Raw genomic sequence first — 19189 nt, 5'->3', positions numbered from 1 at the left:
TTTATTCGTAATGATGCATATATCATATATCTTATTTTAAGAAAAATCTAGCTATATACTCATAAAAAAATATAGCCAAAACTATCAAAGGCAGTATATAGCTTACATAGAATCTTAATTTCACAGGAAACTTTATGCTGTCGCCAGTATTGGCTTCTTTAATAAAATTGTCAAATCCCCATCCAAAATCTCTAGTACAGAAAAATAATGTTACCAAAGCACCTAAGGGAAGTATATTATTGCTGACTATAAAATCAAGAAGATCCATTATAACTGTGCCATCTCCAAGAGGTTTTATGAATGACAGTATATTAAACCCAAATGTTGTAGGCAAACTTAATATGAATAGCAGTATGAATAATATAACTGAAGTTTTTTTCCTAGTGATTTTAAACTTGTCCATTATAAATGAATATATATTTTCTAGAACTCCTATTATAGTAGTAAGAGCCGCCATTGCTAAGAATAAAAAGAATAATGCTCCCCATAATCTTCCCAAAGGCATTGAATTAAATACATTAGGCAAAGTTACAAAGGCAAGCCCAGCACCTTCTCCAGGATTTACATTAAATGCAAAACAAGCAGGAAATACTACAAGTCCTGCAAATAGTGCAACTAATGTATCTAATGCTATAATTATTAATGCTTCTCCTGTAAGCGATTGTTTTTTATCAATGTAGCTTCCGAATATAGCCATTCCACCTTGTCCGACACTTAGAGAGAAAAAAGCCTGACCTATTGCTGCATAAAATATTGCTATAAATCCTGTTATTCCATTTCCAAATAATTTATTTAAATCTGGTACTAAGTAGAATTTAAGACCTTCAGCAGCACCTTTTAATGTTAAAGCTCTTATAATCAGAAGAATTAAAAGACCAAATAATGAAAGCATCATAAATTTACTTGCTCTCTCCACTCCCTTTTCTAATCCCGCAGAACATATAAGTATTCCCAAAAGAAGGCTTATTCCCATCCATAATGTTAATGTAGATGCACTTCCTAAAACTCCATTAAAAAACTCTCCAACTTCATTGGCATTAAGTCCTGAAAATTTACCAGATATCATAAAATAAAAATATGATAAACACCATCCGCATATAGTTGTATAAAAAAGCATAAGTATAACATTTCCAAGTATTTGAATATATCCTATCTTATGCCAATTATGACCTTTTTTTTCTAATATTTTGAAAGATGTTGCTATATCATGTCTTCCAGCCCTTCCTACAGCAAATTCCATTACCATAGGTGCAACACCTAAAATAATTATTGATATGATGTATAATACAACAAAGGCACCTCCGCCGTATTGTCCTGTTATATATGGAAATCTCCAAACATTACCCATCCCAACAGCACATCCTGCCGATACTAATATAAATCCAAATCTGCTTCCTAGTTTTTCCCTTTCTTTCATTAAGATAAACTCCGAATCATTATAAACAATTTTTGAATTATACTATATATTATAAATTATTAAAACTTGTAATCATAAAAATAAAGAATTTATTTACATACCCCGCCCTTTATTCTTTACTATTTTGTTACAAATAAAAACTTAATTATATTTTAATATTATACTATCCAAGTTTTGATTATGTTTTGAATTTTATTTAGAATTAGAAGAATATATTTTTTTAAGCCTTATTTCATCATATAAAGAAATTCTATAGGAGTAAAGTTTAATAACTTTATCTAAACTATCCAAATCAGGCTTTACATACAATGAAACGCTTACCAAATCTGATGCCCACCAAATGGTATATTCTTCAAATGTCTTTTTATAGTAAGTAAAATATTTAATATCTGTTTTGCTTATATTTCCATATTTGAATGTCAATTTCTGCTTTATATCATCTATTACAGCAAGGGTGGCTGGTTCATAGAAAGATGGATTATTATAAATATCACCTATATGATTACAAATTTCTATTCTGTAAAGCTCATCATTGTAGAAATATAGGTAATATGCCAATTTTTCAGTATCATTTTTATATATATTAAGTATAGTATTATTTTTAATTTGGAATGATGCAGAAAAATCAGCATACAAATCTAAATTATAATTTGTAATTTTATTATCAGCCTCTTCAATACTCATACCGAACTTTAAATTTTTGTATCCGTCTACATCAAAAAGCTCTGGAAGCTGAGCAAATATTGTATTAAAACTTATTAATAAAATTATTATTATGTACTTCATTATTTATTTTTATAAAAATTGTTTATTATATCCAATGCTTCCTGAGAAGTTTTTGCATATTGTATTAAATCTAAATCCTTAGCATCTATATAATGTTCTCCAACCATATCTTTTTTTATCCAGCTTATAAGATCATTATAATAATCATAATTCATTACAATCATTGGTATACTCTTTAAAACTTTAGTTTGTATTAAAGTTAAAGTTTCAAACATTTCATCCATTGTGCCGAAACCTCCAGGAAATATTATAACAGCTTTGGCATATTTTAGGAACATAACTTTTCTTGCAAAGAAGTATCTGAATTTAATCTCTTCTTTAACATAAGGATTAGTTTTTTGTTCAAAAGGCAATTCTATACATAAACCAATAGAACCAGCATTAGCATCAAAAGCACCTTTATTTCCAGCTTCCATAATTCCAGGTCCGCCTCCTGTTATTATATCATATTTATTTTCAGCTAATAATTTTGCAGTTTCATAAGCTAATTTATAATGCGGATGATCAGGAGAAGTTCTTGCACTGCCGAACATAGTTACGGCATTTTTATAGTAAGACATAGTTTCAAATCCTTCTACAAACTCTCCCATTATTCTAAATATACGCCAAGATTCATTAGGCATATCTGCATTCTGTAATTCATAAGTTTCTCTTCTCATTAACTATTATCCTTTTTATTTATATTATTATTTTATTATTACAGCAGTACCATAAGCAATAACTTCTGTAGTTCCTTCCATTACAGAAGATGATGAGTAATTTATTCCTATTATTGCATTAGCACCTAGTTTTTTAGCCTCTTCAATCATTCTTTTAGTAGCTATCTCTCTAGCTTCATTAATCATTTCTGTGTAGCTTTCTACTTCTCCTCCTACTATATTTTTTAATCCTGCAAGCAAATCTTTTCCTATATGCTTAGACTGAGCTATATTTCCCTTTACCAAACCTAATAATTCATAATTATAATTACTTGGTAAATAATTAACTGTAAACAACTTGATATCAGAACTCATTTGCAATTTCCTCTTTATGATTTAGAATATTATGTTAATTAGTTTTTCGGAAATTAATATATATCTTTAATTCTTTTTTATTTAAGAAAAAATACTGCTATGCTATTTAAATTTGATGAAAATAATATAATATTGTTAACAAATATAATTATAGGATATTAATTATGGGAAAAGTTAAAAGCATTTTTACAATGGCAACTTTACATCTTATTAAAGTGTTATTGGATTTTTCTTCTAGGGTATTGCCTGTTTTTATAATAGCAATAACTTTATTAAAATTGACTAAAGTTTTTGAATTGGATTGGAGATTAATTATTGCGGTATTAGTATTAGAAGTAATACTTATAATAGTTACTATAGTATTTTATTCTTTATTTTTCAAAAAAGATGGTACTGTTAATGATGAAAATGCTAATTCTAGCGTTATAGAACAGCCAAAAAAATTACCCATATTAAATATAGCGGTAGTTTTCTTCGCATTTTTAGGTATTATATTTATAATATTGAAATTATTTAAAGCTGTAACATGGAGCTGGGTTTGGGTATTATCGCCATTATGGCTTTCAACTGCATTAACTATATCTATACTTATTATATGCGTAATAGTTTCTATTGTGTCAGCAGTATCAAAGAAAAACAAAGAAAATAATACAAACTCTGATACTAATGAAGATAATACAAATAATTCAGAAAATATTAATAATATAGAAAGCAGCAATCCTAATAATTCTGAGTCAGCAGCAGTAACAAAAGAAAATAAAGATGATAATGATAAACAATGATATAAAAAATAGATTAGTGAAAGAGGGATAAAATGGATAATATATTGTTGAATATAGTTTTTACAGCGGCTGGAATATTATTGTTATATCTTGGCGGTACTTATATAGTAGACGGAAGCGTAATGGTGGCAAATAGGTTAAAAATACCTCCTATAGTTATAGGATTAACCGTAGTTGCTATGGGTACTTCCATGCCTGAGCTTTTTGTAAGTTTGTTTGGGGCACTTAGAGGAGAGAGTGCTATTGCTGTAGGTAATGTTATAGGAAGCAATATTTTTAATGTTGTATTTGTACTTGGAATATCTGCTTTATTTATGGATATGTGTGCTGGAAAAAAATCGTATTATGTATCAATGATTTCGATGTTTATAATGTATATTGCTTTATGCATTATGCTTTTTAATATGAATACTAAAACATTAAGCGGAGATAAAATTTCTATAATAGAGGGTGCTGTACTATTAGTATTATTATGCATATATATTTATTATTTATATAATGTAATATCAAAAGACAAAGATGAAATGGCTTCTTTTGAGAAGGAAGTTTCATCATCAACAAAAACTCATTCATTATCAAGAGCTATATTTAAAATAATAGTTGCAATATTGGCATTAGCTTTCGGTTCCGATATTTTTATAAAGGGTGTTACTGGCATATTCAGAAATTTCTTAAGCGAGCATATAATTGGTTTTATAGTTGTCGCTGTTGGAACCAGCATACCTGAACTTGTTACAAGTGTAATAGCAGCCATTAAAAAAGAATCTGACATATCTATAGGTAATATAGTTGGAAGCAATATATTTAATGTTGGTGGAGTTCTTGGGGTATCATCAATAGCTTCATTAAAATTTGGCGGTATAGTATTAAATCCAGAACAAAATTATTTGATAGATTTTCTTATGATGGTATTTGCTGGAATATTGCTTTTATTGTTTACTTTTAAAGGCAGAAGTTTAGGAAAATTAAAGGGGAGTATATTTTTAATAATTTATGTGGTTTATGTCATATATCTATTGAAAACTACTTCTGTTTGATAAAAAAGAGGGCATGGGACTGAGAGTATCCCATGCTGAATTATGAATTTATTTAGGGTTATTCGGATTTCACTTGTATTACCAAAACTTTAAATGCTTCTATAGCTTTTAAAGAATGAGGAGCATTTGCTGGTATCAATATAGATTCTTCTTTTGAAACTTCAAATTTATTGCTATCAACAGTTATTTCTGATTTTCCTTCTATAACTGTAACTAAAACATCTCCAGTGCTTGTATGTGTTGGTATTTCAACTCCTTTGTCTGCAGATATTATTTTCATTGCCAAACTTTTTCTATCAACTAATGACAATGCTGATATAGAATTATTTTTAATTTCTGCCAAATTTTTCAATGACACAACTTTTTTATAATCAATGTTATTAACAAAATTTTCCATTAAATAAATATCCTTAAACTTTTATTATCATTTATTTATATTATCTATTATAATTAAATAAAAATCAGTTGCCATAGCAACAATATATAATTTTTTATTAAATTATATTTCCATCTATAGAAATAGTATATTCTTTTATAATTATGTTTTTATTTGTCATCTCAAGTGCCTTTCTAACAATCATTTCAACCCCTCCGCAGCATGGAACTTCCATCCTTACTATGGATATAGAATTGATATTTTTGTTTGCAAATATGTTGGCTAATTTTTCTATATAACCATCTATATCAATATCGAGTTTCGGACAGAACATTATAAGTATTTTATCTTTTAAAAATCTTGAATGAAAGTTAGGATATGAAAAAGGAACACAGTCTGCAGCTACAAGCAAATCAGCATTATCTAAATAACTGGCATTAGGATTCATTAATTTTAATTGTATAGGCCAATTCCTAAGTTCTGAATGCATTTGTATATTACTATTGCTGCTTGTTCCTTTGAATTGATTTCTTAAATCTCTCGGCATACTTCCCTGACATCCGCATATTTTATTTTCTTCCATATTAGGAACCTCCAAATTATTATCTTTTAAATATTTTACAGCTTCATTAAAGAGCTTATCTTCTCCATGATCTTTTAAATGCTTTAAATGTGCTTTTATTACATTAGCTCCTCCTTTTACAATATTGACCATAACTTTGCTTTCATTATACTCTTCAGCTTCTCTCTCTTCTATTTCCATAGCATTTTCAGGACAAGCCTTTATACATGCTCCAAGTCCGTCGCAAAATAAATCGCTTATGAGTCTTGCCTTGCCGTCTATTATCTGAAGTGCTCCTTCCGGACAATCTGGTATGCATATTCCGCATCCAGTACATTTATCTTCATCTATCTTAATTATTCTTCTTTTCATTAATTCTCCTTAATTCTCATTTTTATATCATCATTATTTTATTAAAATAATAGGATATTCAATAATAAAAGTCTATTGCTATGGCAACATTATACCTGTTTCAAAATTTATTTTATATTGTTTTATTTATAAATGTGCAATTTGACATTACATAAACTGTACTTCATTTGACAAAGATGCAATTACAAAAATATAAAAACTAAAGATTGAAATAGGGTAATTATTTATTAATTTTATTTTGAAATAATTATAAATTATTAGTTATTTTAATTTGCTCCAAGTATGTATATTATTCTGCTTTAATTTTACTGCCCATATCAATATTATTACTGCAAATATAAAAAAGAAAATAGAGAAAAATATTTTTGATTTTATGTTTAATTCTATTATTTCATTACTTGTTTTATCATAAAATAGTTCTTTTTTAGTGTTTTTATTTGTTATATTAATTATTCCATTATATATATTCGTTGTGCTGTATTTGTTATTATCTATTTGGAAACTGTAAATAACATAGCTTATATCTCTTTTTTTTATTCCGTACTGATAATATTCTATATCATCAATATTGGCATTAACTTTTTGAATTATTCCTTTTTTGTAATTATTTATTGTTTTTATATTTGAATATGTTATCAATATTGACATTGATAAAAACATTAAGCCTGTAAAATATAGTATAAATTTGTATTTTATAAATTTGTATCTATTATCCATTATTTTATTTTATATTATATTAATTTATTATCAATAATTATAAAAAATTATTTTACTTATATTATGAAAAACGATTTTATATTATATAGGGTTAAAATTTATAAAGGAATATTATTATGAAAAAGCTATTTTTACTATTTTTGTTATTGTGTATGGTGTCAGTTTATGCTCAAGATCCAGAGGAGGCAAAAAAACTTTATGAATTAATAAATATGGAAAGGCAAAAATCTGGCTTATATGAATATAAAACAGATGAGAATATGGATAAAGCTGCGGCAGTAAGGGCTGAAGAAATTTCAAAAGTTTTTGATTCTGTAAGACCAGACGGAAGCGAAATTTATACTGTTTATGCAGAAAACGGTATAAAGGTGGCGTATTACGGAGAATCTATAAGAACTGGTTATGAAACTGCAAGTGCTATGTTCAATGCTATGATAAAAGACCCTGAAGATTCTTCTTCGATTTTAGATATAGATTATACACATATAGGCATAGGAATATATAAAAATTCTAAAAATACATACTGGGCTATTATTTACTGTTCATTGGCTGAATAGTATAATTATGTTTATAATTTTACAATGTAATCATTTTGTAAATAAAAAAGACTTAAGTTTTTTTATTAAACTCAAGCCTTTTATTATTTAAATTAACTATTTTTTTCTTTATTATTTTTGTATTCTATAGCCTCCTGAACTATTGGAACTAACACATCAAAATCCAAAGGTTTTTCTATAAGTCTGAATACTCCTTCTGCAATAATCTCTTTAACCATTTCTGTATTACCATAAGCTGTTATAATTATTATTGGAATAGAGCTTTTTCTCTTTTTCATTTCTCTTATTAATGCAAGTCCTGTCATAGACGGCATTAATAAATCTGTGATAATAACATCAACAGGATTATGTTCTAATATAGTTATCGCTGATTTACCATTTTCTGCTGTGATTACTTCAAGATTATGAGGTTCAAAAGTATAAGTTATAAGATTCCTTATAGGCTCTTCATCATCTACAGCTAGTATCAAAGGTTTGCCATTTACCATTTTTTATCCCCGTATAATTATTTTAAATGTATTTAGATAATCTATAAAGAACACTTTTTTTACCTAAAAGTTCGCATATATGAGATAGTTCGCTTCCAGCAGCACTTCCTGTTAATACATAACGTATAGGATGATATAGGTTAGGACCTTTTAATCCAGTTTCTTTTTGTGCCTTTTTAATTAAGGCTTTCATATATTCATCTGTAATTTCATCAACGTTTTCTATATCATTCTTTATAAATTTAAGCAAATTCTTACTTTCTTCTTTATTTACAAGTTCTTTCATTTCATCAGTAAGCTCAAAATCATTTTCAAAAAATACAGGAACATATTTTACTATATCCGATAAAACAACACAGTTATGCCTTATAACAGAAACTAATTTTTTAGCCCAAGCATGTTCTTCTTCGGTGTAATTTTCTTTTAAGAATCCGCCATTAACAAGATATGGTATAAAAAGTTCCGTAATTTCATCTAAATTTGTATTTTTTATATGCCAAGCATTTAAGTGTCTTAATTTAGCAGTATCAAATATTGCAGGACTTTTTGAAAATCTGTCTAATTTGAATGCCTTAATCATATCATCATCAACCATAGTTTCCATAGCCTGAGGATGAGTCCATCCAAGCAAAGCAAGGAAGTTTCTCATAGCCTGAGGAAGAAAACCTTCATCTTTGTATTCCATTAAAGTAGCAGCACCATGTCTTTTTGATAATTTCTTTCTGTCATTGCCTAGTATTGAAGAAGTATGAGCAAATCTTGGAGGTTCAGCACCTAATGCTTCATATATGAGTATTTGCTTAGGAGTATTTGATATATGATCTTCTCCTCTTATAACATGAGATATTTTCATAAGCATATCATCTATAACAACAGCATAATTGTAAGTAGGGAAACCATTTTCTCTAACGATTATTATATCTCCAATTTCATCGCTGTTTGTTTTTACAACGCCTCTTACATAGTCATCAAATGTTATTACTTGATTTTTAGGTACTCTGAATCTAATTTTAGCAGGCTCTCCATTGGCAACTCTCTTTTTAGCTTCTTCCAATGGTATATCTTTACATTTACCGTCATATATAATAGGCTGATTAAGAGTTTTCTGCATATTTGATTTTTTTTCTAACTCTTCGGAAGTACAGAAGCAGTAATATGCTTTTCCTTCTTCCATAAGTTTTTCAGTGTATTTTTTATATATATCAAGTCTTTCGGATTGGAAATAAGGACCATAATCACCGCCAACTTCAGGACCTTCATCCCAATCTATACCAAGCCATTTTAATGATTTTATAGCCATATCAACGGCCTCTTTAGTGCTTCTTTCTTGGTCAGTATCTTCAATTCTTAATATTAATTTTCCATTTATAGCTTTGGCATACAGCCAGTTAAATAATGCAGTTCTAGCATTTCCTATATGTAAAAAACCAGTTGGAGACGGAGCGAAACGAACTCTAGTATCCGACATAAAAATTTACTCCTTGTTAGTTTAAACTTGAACTATTATACATCAAAACAAATAAATATCAATTAAATAATAGTTTTATGCTTAAATAAATTTTTTTTGTTTTTTATAATATAACTTGAAATGTTTTTTATGTTATGTTATAATTAATAGTAATTTTATATTTGGTGTATTATGAGCAATATTGTTGTTATTACAGCCCCGTCAGCCGCAGGTAAAACTACTCTAATTAAAAAATATATGGCTAATCATCCTAACGCTTCATTTAGTGTTTCCTATACAACTAGAGAGCCTAGATCAGGAGAGGTTGATGGTAAAGACTATTACTTTATAGATAAAGAAAAGTTTGAGCAAATGATAACAGACGGCGATTTTATAGAATGGGCTAATGTTCATGATAATTATTACGGAACATCATTCAAAGAATTAGAGAAAGCTGATGATGAAAATAATATTTTGATACTTGATATAGATATTCAAGGTGCTTTATATCTTAAAAGTAAAGATATAGATGCGAATTATGTATTTATAATGCCTCCTTCTATAGATGAGCTTAAAAAAAGATTGGAAGATAGAGGCACAGAAACAGAGGAAACTATAAAAACTAGAATATGGAATGCTAAAAGAGAAATAGCATATAAAGATAAATTTGATATCATAATAGAAAATACTGATGTAGAGAAAGCTTATAAAGAGCTTGAAGAAGCTATAAATTCAAAATTATAAAATCATATAATGGAGTTTAATATATGGGTATAATACCGTTGGAAAAACTTATAGAATATAAAGGCAACCGTTATGAACTTAGCAGAGCTATGATAGAGTTGGCAAAAAACGGAGGAACTTTATTAAAAGGAGAAACGAAATACAGAGGCGGAAAGTATATACCTACTGTTATGAAAAATATACTTGACGGTAAAATTAAATATGAGTATGAAGAAGGTGTTGATATGATAGTTGATGAGGAAGCACCTTTTAAACATTCTGACAGTGAATATAATGAATCTGAATATTCTGCTGCAGAAGAAGAAACTTTATCAGAAGATAATGAAGTTGAATATGCTGCTGCTGATATAGATGATTCTGATGATATGTATGATGATTATGATGAAGATGAAGATAAGCCTAAAAAAAAGAAAAGAGCTTCAAAAAAGAAAGATGAATAAATAAAGTGAAAAAAATTGTATTTATATCTGGAGCTACTGCTTCTGGTAAAAGCGGTTTTGTACATAATTTAATAGATAAATATTTCAATAATAATGCTTATATAATTTCTATAGACTCAATACAAGTTTATAAATATATGGATATAGGTTCTGCTAAGCCTTCTATAGATGAAATTAACAAATATAATTATAGAATGGTTAATATACTTGAGCCTACTGTAAATTTTAATATAAAAGATTATTTAGATATATTCAAAGATGTAATATCCAATATAAACGATAATAAAGTAATATTCGGAGTAGGCGGTACTGGATTTTATATTGATGCTATTAAATATGGTATATTTGAAGAGATGAATGATAATCAGGAAAGTTCTCAAAATATTAGAAAAGAGCTTTATGAGAGAATAGATAAATACGGACTTGAGAGTTTGTATTTAGAACTTTTAAATATAGATAAGGATGCTGCAGAAAGTATAGACAGATTTAACAGCAGGCGTGTTGTAAGGGCTTTAGAAGTGTACTACAATACAGGCAAAAAATTTTCTGAACTTAGGAAAACTAGAAAACCAGTTATCGATTTAGAATATTTAAGCTATATTATTGATATAGACAGAGAAGTTCTTTATGAGAATATTAATAAAAGAGTTGATTTAATGTTTGATAAAGGCTTGCTTGATGAGGTTAAAAGAATTATTAATATGGGGGTTAATAATTCTAATACATCAATGCAGGCTATAGGTTATAAAGAATGCTATGACTATATTATTAATAATTCAATGAGTTTAGATGAAACCATTGAGCTTATAAAAAAACGCACTAGAAATTTTGCTAAAAGGCAGCTTACGTGGTTCAGGCGAGAAGAGCATAGAAAAATTACCGTTAATGATATTGATATTACTGCAGATGATATAAAATTGTTTTACGGCATTTGATTTTTAAGCATATTTATATTATGTTTGTAATATATACTATTTGATATTATAAAGTATAGTCTTGTATTTATATATGTAAGTAATGTTTTTCTATTTGTATGTATTATTTATACCAATAAAATAAGAGTTTATATAAAATAAAAGATTAATTCTAAAACATTTTTATTACTGTATTTATATATTTTTATAACTGTAAAAAAGAGCTAATATATATTATATGTAAAAAATATATGTTGACTATAAAAATGCACTATGATATAATTAAATAGGATGCTTATTAAAACATTAGAGGTATTAAGTGGATATTTATGATATAGTTGATAATCCAGAAAAGCAGCTTGAAGTTTTTTCTTCCATTATAAAGAGAATGAATGCCAGTAATGATCATGATGAAACTTTGGTAGCCATTGTATCTGAAATAAAAAGAATAATGTATACAGATTCTATTTTGCTTTACTTAGTTGATCAGGAATTATTTAATTTAACTTATGAAATGTCTATAGGACCTTTAGGCAGTAAATTTTTCGGACATATTATAGATAATGAAAAACCATTAGCAGTAAGAGCTTATACAACATCCTGTTCATTATATTCCAATGATCCTCAGGAAGATTCGGCTTTCATACCTATGAAAGAGATTTTAGGAGATGAATTAAAAAATATATTATTTGTACCTCTAAAAGTAAGAAAAAGAAATATAGGTTCATTATTTTTGATAAATAAAAAAAATGGAAAGTTTATAGAGCAGGATACGGTTGTAATGTCATTATTTGCAAATATTGTATCTTTAGCTTTAGTTAATAAAATGGTATATGACAGAGCCCAATCTAGAGCTTATGAGGTTGGTGCTTTATATCAGATGTCTATATCTATAAATAAATGCGAAACTATAGAAGAGATACTTAATGATAATATTAGTATAGTCTGCGAGGCATTTGAGGCACATAGAGTATCTGTAATTTTAAAAGAAAACGGAGTATTCAAGTTTAAGGCTGGTATTGGTATTGATGAGGATGTTCTTAAATACGGAGTTGTAACTGTTGATGATAATGTACTTTCTGAAGTTCTGCGTACTGGAAAACCTGTTTATTCCTTTAATGTAGATAAAGATATTAGATTCAGACCTAATAAAAATTTAAGATATACTAGAAATAGTTTTATGGTAGCTCCTATAATAGCAAAAGATGAGATAATAGGTTTTCTTTCTGCTACGGAGAGAAATATTAATAAGGCATTTAATTTAAGTAATTTATCACTTTTAGAGATGTTGGCTCAGCAGATAGGTGAAAATTATATGCATATTCTATTATCTGAGGAGTCCAAAATAAAAGAATCTTTGACAGAGGAAATTAACTTCACAGAACAGCTTCAAAAGAGCGTACTTCCTAAAGAGTTTCCTAATGATGGTTTATTTGATATTGCGGCAGTAAGTATACCAAGTAAAAATGTCGGCGGAGATTTCTATGATTATGTCAAGATTAGTGATACAAAGTACGGACTTGTGATTGCTGATGTATCTGGTAAAGGGTTAGGGGCAGGTTTCTTTATGACTATGACTCGTTCAATACTCAGAGTGTATTTTTCTGAAATGGACGATCCTTCAAAAATATTAGAAGCTGCAAATAAGCATATATATAAAGATTCAAATAATGGCATGTTTGTTACATGTTTCTTGATTGTGATTGATACAGAAAATAAAACTATTACTTATTCAAATGCAGGACATTTGCCTCAATATTTAATTAAGAAATATGATATTAGTTCTTTAGATTCTATACATGAAATGCATACTCATGGCAAGCCTTTAGGTTTTATTGAGGATGCATCATATCAAAATAAACAGCTTTCTTATTCTTCTTCTGACACTATAGTATTATTTACTGATGGTATAACAGAAACATTTAATAAAGATGAAGAAGAATACGGAGAGGACAGATTAAAAGCTATTTTGAAAAATGATTATGATAACTCAAAAGAGCTTGTAAATGATATAGTAGAAGAAACTGTATCTTTCAGAGGTAAAATGCCTCAGTTCGATGATGTTACTCTTTTAGTGGCTAGATTATTATAATATTCTATTGATATATTTGTGATTATATTATATTATATTATATTATATTTGTTATGGAGACTGATATGAAAAAAATATTTTTATTAATTACAATTATGTCTTTAATTATAATTCAATGCGGTAATAAAACAGATACTCAAGCAAATGTTAATACAAATGAAACAGCAGAGTCAAATGAAACTATACCAGCAGAAAAAATATTATCACAAGCAGATACAGCATTTTTAGAAAAAGTAAAAAATAAAATATTAATAGGCGGAAATGCTCAATATACTTTCAAAGATAACGGAGATATAGAATATGTATTTGAGCACGGAGATTATAGGGAAGATAAAAATTATATCTTTGAATCTTCAAAAGACGGAACTAATGCTTATTATTATGAAACTTATAATATACAAGATAGATACAAAGAAGGACCAAGCAATATAGCTACAAATTATCAAGGATTTTCAGTAATAAATGGAATTCTTTATGAAGATAATTATGTAGGTTATGAAGGCGACCCTAATGAAACTATAATGAGTAAATGGGAAAAAGAAAATTATTATTCTAATTACTATTACAGAGAAGTAAAAGAAAATCCTAATTTTGATAATTTCCCTTATGAGAATAAAGCTGATGTAACTTTTGATGAGTACAATAGAATATCAAGAGGTATATTAATATCAGCTTCAGACTATAAACTTGAAGAAGTAGGGGATATTAATAATTATAATTTTGATAATATATATACAAATGGTTATAATGCTTCTATTGAATTAAAGAAAAATGATGATGGAACATTCTATTTCTATGCTGTTAACATAACAACAGATGAAAACGGACAAACTGTAACTAATATTCAAAGTACAGATGTTAGTAAAATGGTATTATCAGAAAATCAGTATGCTGAACCTTATTGCGAAATATTTGACAATTCTATGCAGTATGGAGAGGTTTACGGTTCTGATGGTACATATATGATAGATATAACTCCTATAAGTTCTGATGCTTTAGTTTTAGTTGAAAACAATGGAAGTTATGGACTTAGCGGAGTGTTTAAAAAGCAGTCTAATTAATTTTTATTTATTTTGAGATTGTGGGGCTTTATCAATTATTTGTTGGTAAAGCCTTTTTATTTTATAAAGTTTTTCAGTAGACTTGTTGCCAAAATAATTTTATTTATGATACTGGGGAGTCCTAATTTTATATTGGCAGCCTGATTTATTTTACTGAATATATAATTTTGGGCTTCTATAAAAGAACCAAAAAAATGCATTTTTATAATTTGTATAATAATTAATATCATAAAATAACAAACTCATAAAAATTGTTTATCAAGCACCTTTGAAACAAGTATATTATATTTTTTAATTATATAAATGATAAAAAAAATTTTCTGATATATTCCTTTTTAATTATATATGATTATTTTTCAATGAATAAATGAAAATGTTATTTTGGTATCTCATTAAATTCATAGGCTTGTTTCAAAAGTAATTTTTTAGCTAATAATTATATATTGAAACTAATATTAAAAATCTAGTATTAAATTTTTGAAATGGTTTTGGTAGCGAGTAGAAAGCATTTTATATATCTTTAAAATACCAAAAGCATGTTCTATTCTAATTCTAGCTTTATTAATTTCTCGATTTTGTTTTACTTTACCACTATTTAATTGTATTTTCTTTTTGTTTTTCTTTGGTATTAAAACTTTATTATGAAATTTATGTATAACATAATAACATTTATCAACAAATATTTTACTTTTTACATCAAAACATTCTGCTGTATTTTTATATATACTAAAATCATGTTCACTACCTTTATCTAAAACAAAATTGATAATTTTTTGCTGTCAGTATTAATTGCTGTTTGAATTTTGATAGCATGAAACTTATTTTTACATGAATAATATATATTTTATACATATTTAGGTATTTCTATACTTATTTCCGTAACATTAATAATAATTTTTTATAGTTCTTTACCTCTATGTAGTTGTAAACAAAAGTCAATATTTAAAATCTTAAAATATAGTCTTTTTAAATGATTATTATATTTTGTAAATAATATCTTAAATCTTTTAAGTACAGAAAATACATGTTCTATTTTAACTCTGATTTTATTAATAAACTGCTTCATTAATAAATTCATCTATCATTAATGCTTTTTTCTTGCTGTTTAGTTTTTGAATTAAAACTTTATGATGATATTTTTGTATTACAGTATAAACTTTATCAACTATTAAAATACTATTTTTATTTATTAATTCTAGATAGAAAAATCATGATCACTTAATTTTGCAAAGCAAAAATTAAGTATTTTTTATTTAATGCATCAATCGTAACTCGAAATTTAATAGTATGGCATTTCTATTTACCTGAATAATACTTTTTTATTTATTTTTGTATTTCTGTAGCATACATAATTATAAATGAATTTTTAGAACTATAAAAGTATAAATCTTTATTTTTGTTTATAGTTAATTTTCAATCTATTTAATTACAGATAATTTAGGCCTTCTCTTTTTCGTTTTATAATAATTTGAAGGTATGGAAGGGAACAATAGAACAAGAGAATTTTAATTAGCAATATTAAATATTTTTCTACAATGTTCCATTTTAATTTGTATAGTTTTAATAATTCATTATTATTTTTATCATTTTCAAACCATTTAGTTAATTCCTCATTATTCATTTTTATCTTTAAAAATAAAAGATTTATACTATGTTATCAATATTTAGTTATTTGAATTGTATTTATGATTGTGAGTTTTTGTACATTTTTATGTATAAACAACTATATATCAAATTATAATATTCTTCAAAACTAATTTAATAAATTTTTAATGATTTTTTTAGATTTATAGAAAGCGGTACAAGGCTTTATTTTTATTGCAAACCAAAATACAAGCAGGAAAAAAACTATTTGAGTGATAGTTGTTCACACTTGTACCGCATTTCAAACTTATTAAAATTAAAGAACAATTACTGTTATTTTTCTTTAGAGCATAAAGCTCCTTAGAAGATAGTATTATACCTCTATCAGCTTTCATATTTTTTTCCTTTAATGCTTACAAAAGTTTCTCAGGCTTTTGTTTTTTGATGCATTTTATAATTTGGTTTGCATTAACTAATATACACAAAATAATTTTAAAGTCAACAAAAAAACATTTTTTTTAAAAATTTAAAATACTGCTTTAAAGAGTGATTTTTAGTAAAGTATATATAAATGTATACCTAGATAAAAAAGTCCCTAAAAATGAGGCTCTACGCTTCAAATAAAGGCATTGTAATAAATACTTCAAGCTGTGATTTACATTATATTATCGCAACAGCATTAAAATATTTTTTTTATTTCAGCCATTATTCAAAAAATAAAATCTGCATAAGTCAGTTAGTTAGTTTAAAGTCTTTAAATAATCATTAGGTTAATCTTTAACATGTCTTTAATATATCTTTAAACTCATACAACATCTAAGGGTGTCGCTATACTTAAAGTAAGGGTGTCGCTATACTTAAAGTAAGGGTGTCATCATACTTAAAGTAAGGGTGTCATCATACTTCATTTTGATGGTTTAACCTATATATATGCAGTTTTTTTTAAGCCTTTTTAATATCCATTTCTCTCGGCAGATTATTTATAATGTCATTCATCTTGTTAGTTAAATCTTCAAACATATTTTTTATTGCAATGACTTCATCGTTTTTAGAATTATAAAAGTCTTTTTTCGTACTATATTCAAACTTAGCAAAAGGGTGATTTTCCATAGCTTCTTTTATCATTCCAGCCAAAACATAAATATATCTTGATACGGTTGTATTAATATTTTGATGGCCAAGCATTTTTGATATAACATAAACATCAGTTCCATTTTCTGCCATGTCAGTTGCAAAACCTCTTCTTAATGAATGACAAGTAACTTTTATATTTGTCTTTTTTGAAATGCTTGCCATTATATCAGTTAGAGTTTTTGTTTTAAAAATATCTCCATTTGATTTTATAAATAGCATGCTATGCTGTTTATTTTTCTGTTGCAGTATTTCTTTTCTTAATTTTAAATATTCAATTAATTTATTTTTAATATGATCAGAAAATGAAATAATTCTAGGTTTATCCCCTTTTGTTTTATAAATAGTTATGGTATTATTAGAAAGGTTTATATTTTGTATGTCTATGCAGGCAAGCTCTTTTCTGCGTATGCCTGTATTAGACATCAGCAAAAGTATAAATATATTTCTATCATCTGTAAAACTTCTATTTTTATTTTCAGCTATAGCTTTTGTAATAGATAAAGTTTTATCTGCTTTAATTAACAGCTGATTTTTTACAATTATCTTTGGAGTTTTAAGCTCATCAAAAATGTCAAAAAAAGTTTCCGTGCTTATCTTCTTTAATTTAAGCAAATACTTAAAATAATTTTTAACAGCCATAATTCTGCAGTGAATAACATCAGCACTTAATTTTTTATCATCTTGATAAACTATATAATCTTCAATGAACTTTCTATCTGCTTTATTATACATAGCAGTAGTATTGTATAATTGTATATTATCAGACTGTCCATTATTGTAATAAAAATATAAAAAATCATAGAAGTTTTTTAAGGAATGAGCATAAGTCTGTATAGTCGCTTTTGATTTATAGAGTTTTATATATTCAAGATATTGAATAATTAAATTAGAATTATTGTTGTCATATAATTTTAGATATTCTATTGTTTTCATAAGAAACAGCTCCATTTTTTTTTATTAGGCATTTGCCCGCCTTTGGCGAAAAAGTTTGGTTACGTTTCTTTATAATAAAAACAGAGCTGTTTTGGATATATATTATTATCGTCTTAAATAAATTAAGATTAAATATTTTTATATAAAAAATTATAATATTAATTTTTATTGAAAAATAATATTTTTTATTATAAACTAATAAACTGTAACTTGCATCTATATTTAAATATTCTATCTATATGGTGTAACTATTAGTTACACCTTTTATATATTTATTAGGAATAAAAAATGCAATATATAAAAAAAGGATAGGCTGAAACTTTTTTAGTTCCAGCCTTTTGGTGTTATTAAGAAAAAATATAAATTAGGATATAATGGCTATAAAAAACATCACACAGCTGTAAGCTAATTTAATAAAATAATATATTGATGTTTTCTCTTTAATAAGAGCTTTTAACCTTTCCTTCGCAGAAGGCGAGCGGTAGCCTCATTCATAAACTTGTTATAGTATTTTACTATTCCAATAAAAGTAAAAAACACCATAACGCCTATTTACTACTTAATTTATATTTGTTTAGGCAATATCCAATCTATGTTATATGTAGTTCCATCAGTTCCTCTAAACTCTAAACCGCACATGAAACCATTATTTTGTATAAAAACTAAAATTACTTTCTTCGCTTGCAAAAATTAATTGCCCTTTTATTTTATATTTTTCATCTTCATATATTAT

At 26.6% G+C, this 19189-nt stretch carries 21 protein-coding genes; 8 read left to right on the top strand and 13 right to left on the bottom strand.

Annotated features, from left to right (window positions below):
* Positions 1-31: 31 nt before the first annotated feature.
* The 4 genes from Q0J69_RS08780 to Q0J69_RS08765 form a co-directional block, all read right to left on the bottom strand.
* Positions 32-1417, bottom strand: coding sequence for a sodium-dependent transporter (locus tag Q0J69_RS08780; RefSeq protein WP_297206351.1), 1386 nt, complete (start codon positions 1415-1417; stop codon positions 32-34).
* Positions 1418-1609: 192 nt separating this feature from the next.
* Positions 1610-2203, bottom strand: a complete 594-nt coding sequence (locus Q0J69_RS08775) for a hypothetical protein (protein WP_297206349.1) — start codon at positions 2201-2203, stop codon at positions 1610-1612.
* Positions 2203-2862 carry a TIGR00730 family Rossman fold protein gene (locus Q0J69_RS08770; RefSeq protein ID WP_297206347.1) on the bottom strand — a complete coding sequence of 220 codons (660 nt, stop codon included), beginning with the start codon at positions 2860-2862 and terminating at the stop codon, positions 2203-2205. The genes Q0J69_RS08775 and Q0J69_RS08770 overlap by 1 nt, the downstream gene beginning before the upstream one ends.
* Before the next feature lie 27 nt (positions 2863-2889).
* Positions 2890-3216 carry a YbjQ family protein gene (locus tag Q0J69_RS08765; RefSeq protein ID WP_297206343.1) on the bottom strand — a complete coding sequence of 109 codons (327 nt, stop codon included), beginning with the start codon at positions 3214-3216 and terminating at the stop codon, positions 2890-2892.
* Between the two features lie 164 nt (positions 3217-3380).
* On the opposite strand from Q0J69_RS08765, the gene Q0J69_RS08760 reads away from it, so the two are divergent.
* Together Q0J69_RS08760 and Q0J69_RS08755 are read left to right on the top strand one after the other, a co-directional pair.
* A complete protein-coding gene (locus tag Q0J69_RS08760; RefSeq protein ID WP_297206340.1) occupies positions 3381-3998 on the top strand; it encodes a hypothetical protein in 618 nt (205 codons plus the stop codon).
* 32 nt (positions 3999-4030) lie between these two features.
* The gene (locus Q0J69_RS08755) at positions 4031-5035 is read left to right on the top strand and encodes a calcium/sodium antiporter (RefSeq protein ID WP_297206337.1); all 1005 of its coding nucleotides are present in this window, start codon (positions 4031-4033) and stop codon (positions 5033-5035) included.
* Positions 5036-5093: 58 nt separating this feature from the next.
* Here the strand turns inward: Q0J69_RS08755 and Q0J69_RS08750 are convergent, their stop codons facing one another.
* The 3 genes from Q0J69_RS08750 to Q0J69_RS08740 form a co-directional block, all read right to left on the bottom strand.
* Complete coding sequence (locus tag Q0J69_RS08750; protein ID WP_297206334.1) at positions 5094-5432, bottom strand: cupin domain-containing protein; 339 nt, start codon at positions 5430-5432, stop codon at positions 5094-5096.
* A gap of 97 nt (positions 5433-5529) precedes the next feature.
* Positions 5530-6345, bottom strand: a complete 816-nt coding sequence (locus Q0J69_RS08745; protein WP_297206331.1) for a 4Fe-4S binding protein — start codon at positions 6343-6345, stop codon at positions 5530-5532.
* 261 nt (positions 6346-6606) lie between these two features.
* A complete protein-coding gene (locus tag Q0J69_RS08740) occupies positions 6607-6993 on the bottom strand; it encodes a hypothetical protein (protein WP_297206328.1) in 387 nt (128 codons plus the stop codon).
* Between the two features lie 185 nt (positions 6994-7178).
* Here Q0J69_RS08740 and Q0J69_RS08735 point away from each other — a divergent pair, with 185 nt between their 5' ends.
* On the top strand, positions 7179-7619 hold the full coding sequence (locus tag Q0J69_RS08735) for a CAP domain-containing protein (protein WP_297206325.1): 441 nt from the start codon (positions 7179-7181) through the stop codon (positions 7617-7619).
* Between the two features lie 92 nt (positions 7620-7711).
* Here the strand turns inward: Q0J69_RS08735 and Q0J69_RS08730 are convergent, their stop codons facing one another.
* Together Q0J69_RS08730 and gltX are read right to left on the bottom strand one after the other, a co-directional pair.
* Entirely contained in the window at positions 7712-8107 is a 396-nt protein-coding gene (locus Q0J69_RS08730) for a response regulator (RefSeq protein ID WP_297206323.1), read from the bottom strand.
* Between the two features lie 22 nt (positions 8108-8129).
* The gene (gltX, locus tag Q0J69_RS08725) at positions 8130-9575 is read right to left on the bottom strand and encodes a glutamate--tRNA ligase (RefSeq protein WP_297206321.1); all 1446 of its coding nucleotides are present in this window, start codon (positions 9573-9575) and stop codon (positions 8130-8132) included.
* Positions 9576-9746: 171 nt separating this feature from the next.
* On the opposite strand from gltX, the gene gmk reads away from it, so the two are divergent.
* The 5 genes from gmk to Q0J69_RS08700 all read left to right on the top strand — a co-directional run bounded on the left by gmk (position 9747) and on the right by Q0J69_RS08700 (position 14805).
* Positions 9747-10298 carry a guanylate kinase gene (gene gmk / locus Q0J69_RS08720; protein ID WP_297206319.1) on the top strand — a complete coding sequence of 184 codons (552 nt, stop codon included), beginning with the start codon at positions 9747-9749 and terminating at the stop codon, positions 10296-10298.
* A gap of 23 nt (positions 10299-10321) precedes the next feature.
* Positions 10322-10738, top strand: coding sequence for a hypothetical protein (locus Q0J69_RS08715; RefSeq protein ID WP_297206317.1), 417 nt, complete (start codon positions 10322-10324; stop codon positions 10736-10738).
* A gap of 5 nt (positions 10739-10743) precedes the next feature.
* On the top strand, positions 10744-11673 hold the full coding sequence (gene miaA / locus Q0J69_RS08710; RefSeq protein ID WP_297206315.1) for a tRNA (adenosine(37)-N6)-dimethylallyltransferase MiaA: 930 nt from the start codon (positions 10744-10746) through the stop codon (positions 11671-11673).
* 298 nt (positions 11674-11971) lie between these two features.
* Positions 11972-13744, top strand: a complete 1773-nt coding sequence (locus Q0J69_RS08705) for a SpoIIE family protein phosphatase (RefSeq protein ID WP_297206313.1) — start codon at positions 11972-11974, stop codon at positions 13742-13744.
* 65 nt (positions 13745-13809) lie between these two features.
* On the top strand, positions 13810-14805 hold the full coding sequence (locus Q0J69_RS08700; protein ID WP_297206311.1) for a hypothetical protein: 996 nt from the start codon (positions 13810-13812) through the stop codon (positions 14803-14805).
* Positions 14806-15260: 455 nt separating this feature from the next.
* On the opposite strand, the gene Q0J69_RS14225 is transcribed toward Q0J69_RS08700, so the two are convergent.
* From Q0J69_RS14225 to Q0J69_RS08685, 4 genes are all read right to left on the bottom strand, one after another.
* Positions 15261-15572: a transposase family protein gene (locus Q0J69_RS14225; RefSeq protein ID WP_366030509.1), complete on the bottom strand. Its 312-nt coding sequence runs from the start codon at positions 15570-15572 to the stop codon at positions 15261-15263.
* Between the two features lie 1020 nt (positions 15573-16592).
* Positions 16593-16784: a hypothetical protein gene (locus Q0J69_RS08695; protein WP_297206308.1), complete on the bottom strand. Its 192-nt coding sequence runs from the start codon at positions 16782-16784 to the stop codon at positions 16593-16595.
* A 547-nt stretch (positions 16785-17331) separates the two neighbouring features.
* A complete protein-coding gene (locus Q0J69_RS08690; RefSeq protein WP_297206305.1) occupies positions 17332-18456 on the bottom strand; it encodes a tyrosine-type recombinase/integrase in 1125 nt (374 codons plus the stop codon).
* Between the two features lie 564 nt (positions 18457-19020).
* The gene (locus tag Q0J69_RS08685) at positions 19021-19143 is read right to left on the bottom strand and encodes a hypothetical protein (RefSeq protein WP_297206303.1); all 123 of its coding nucleotides are present in this window, start codon (positions 19141-19143) and stop codon (positions 19021-19023) included.
* Between the last annotated feature and the right edge of the window lie 46 nt (positions 19144-19189).

The sequence above is a fragment of the uncultured Brachyspira sp. genome (assembly GCF_944388875.1).
In the GTDB taxonomy this organism is placed as follows: Bacteria; Spirochaetota; Brachyspiria; order Brachyspirales; family Brachyspiraceae; genus Brachyspira.
This window is presented reverse-complemented; position numbering and strand designations above follow the sequence as displayed.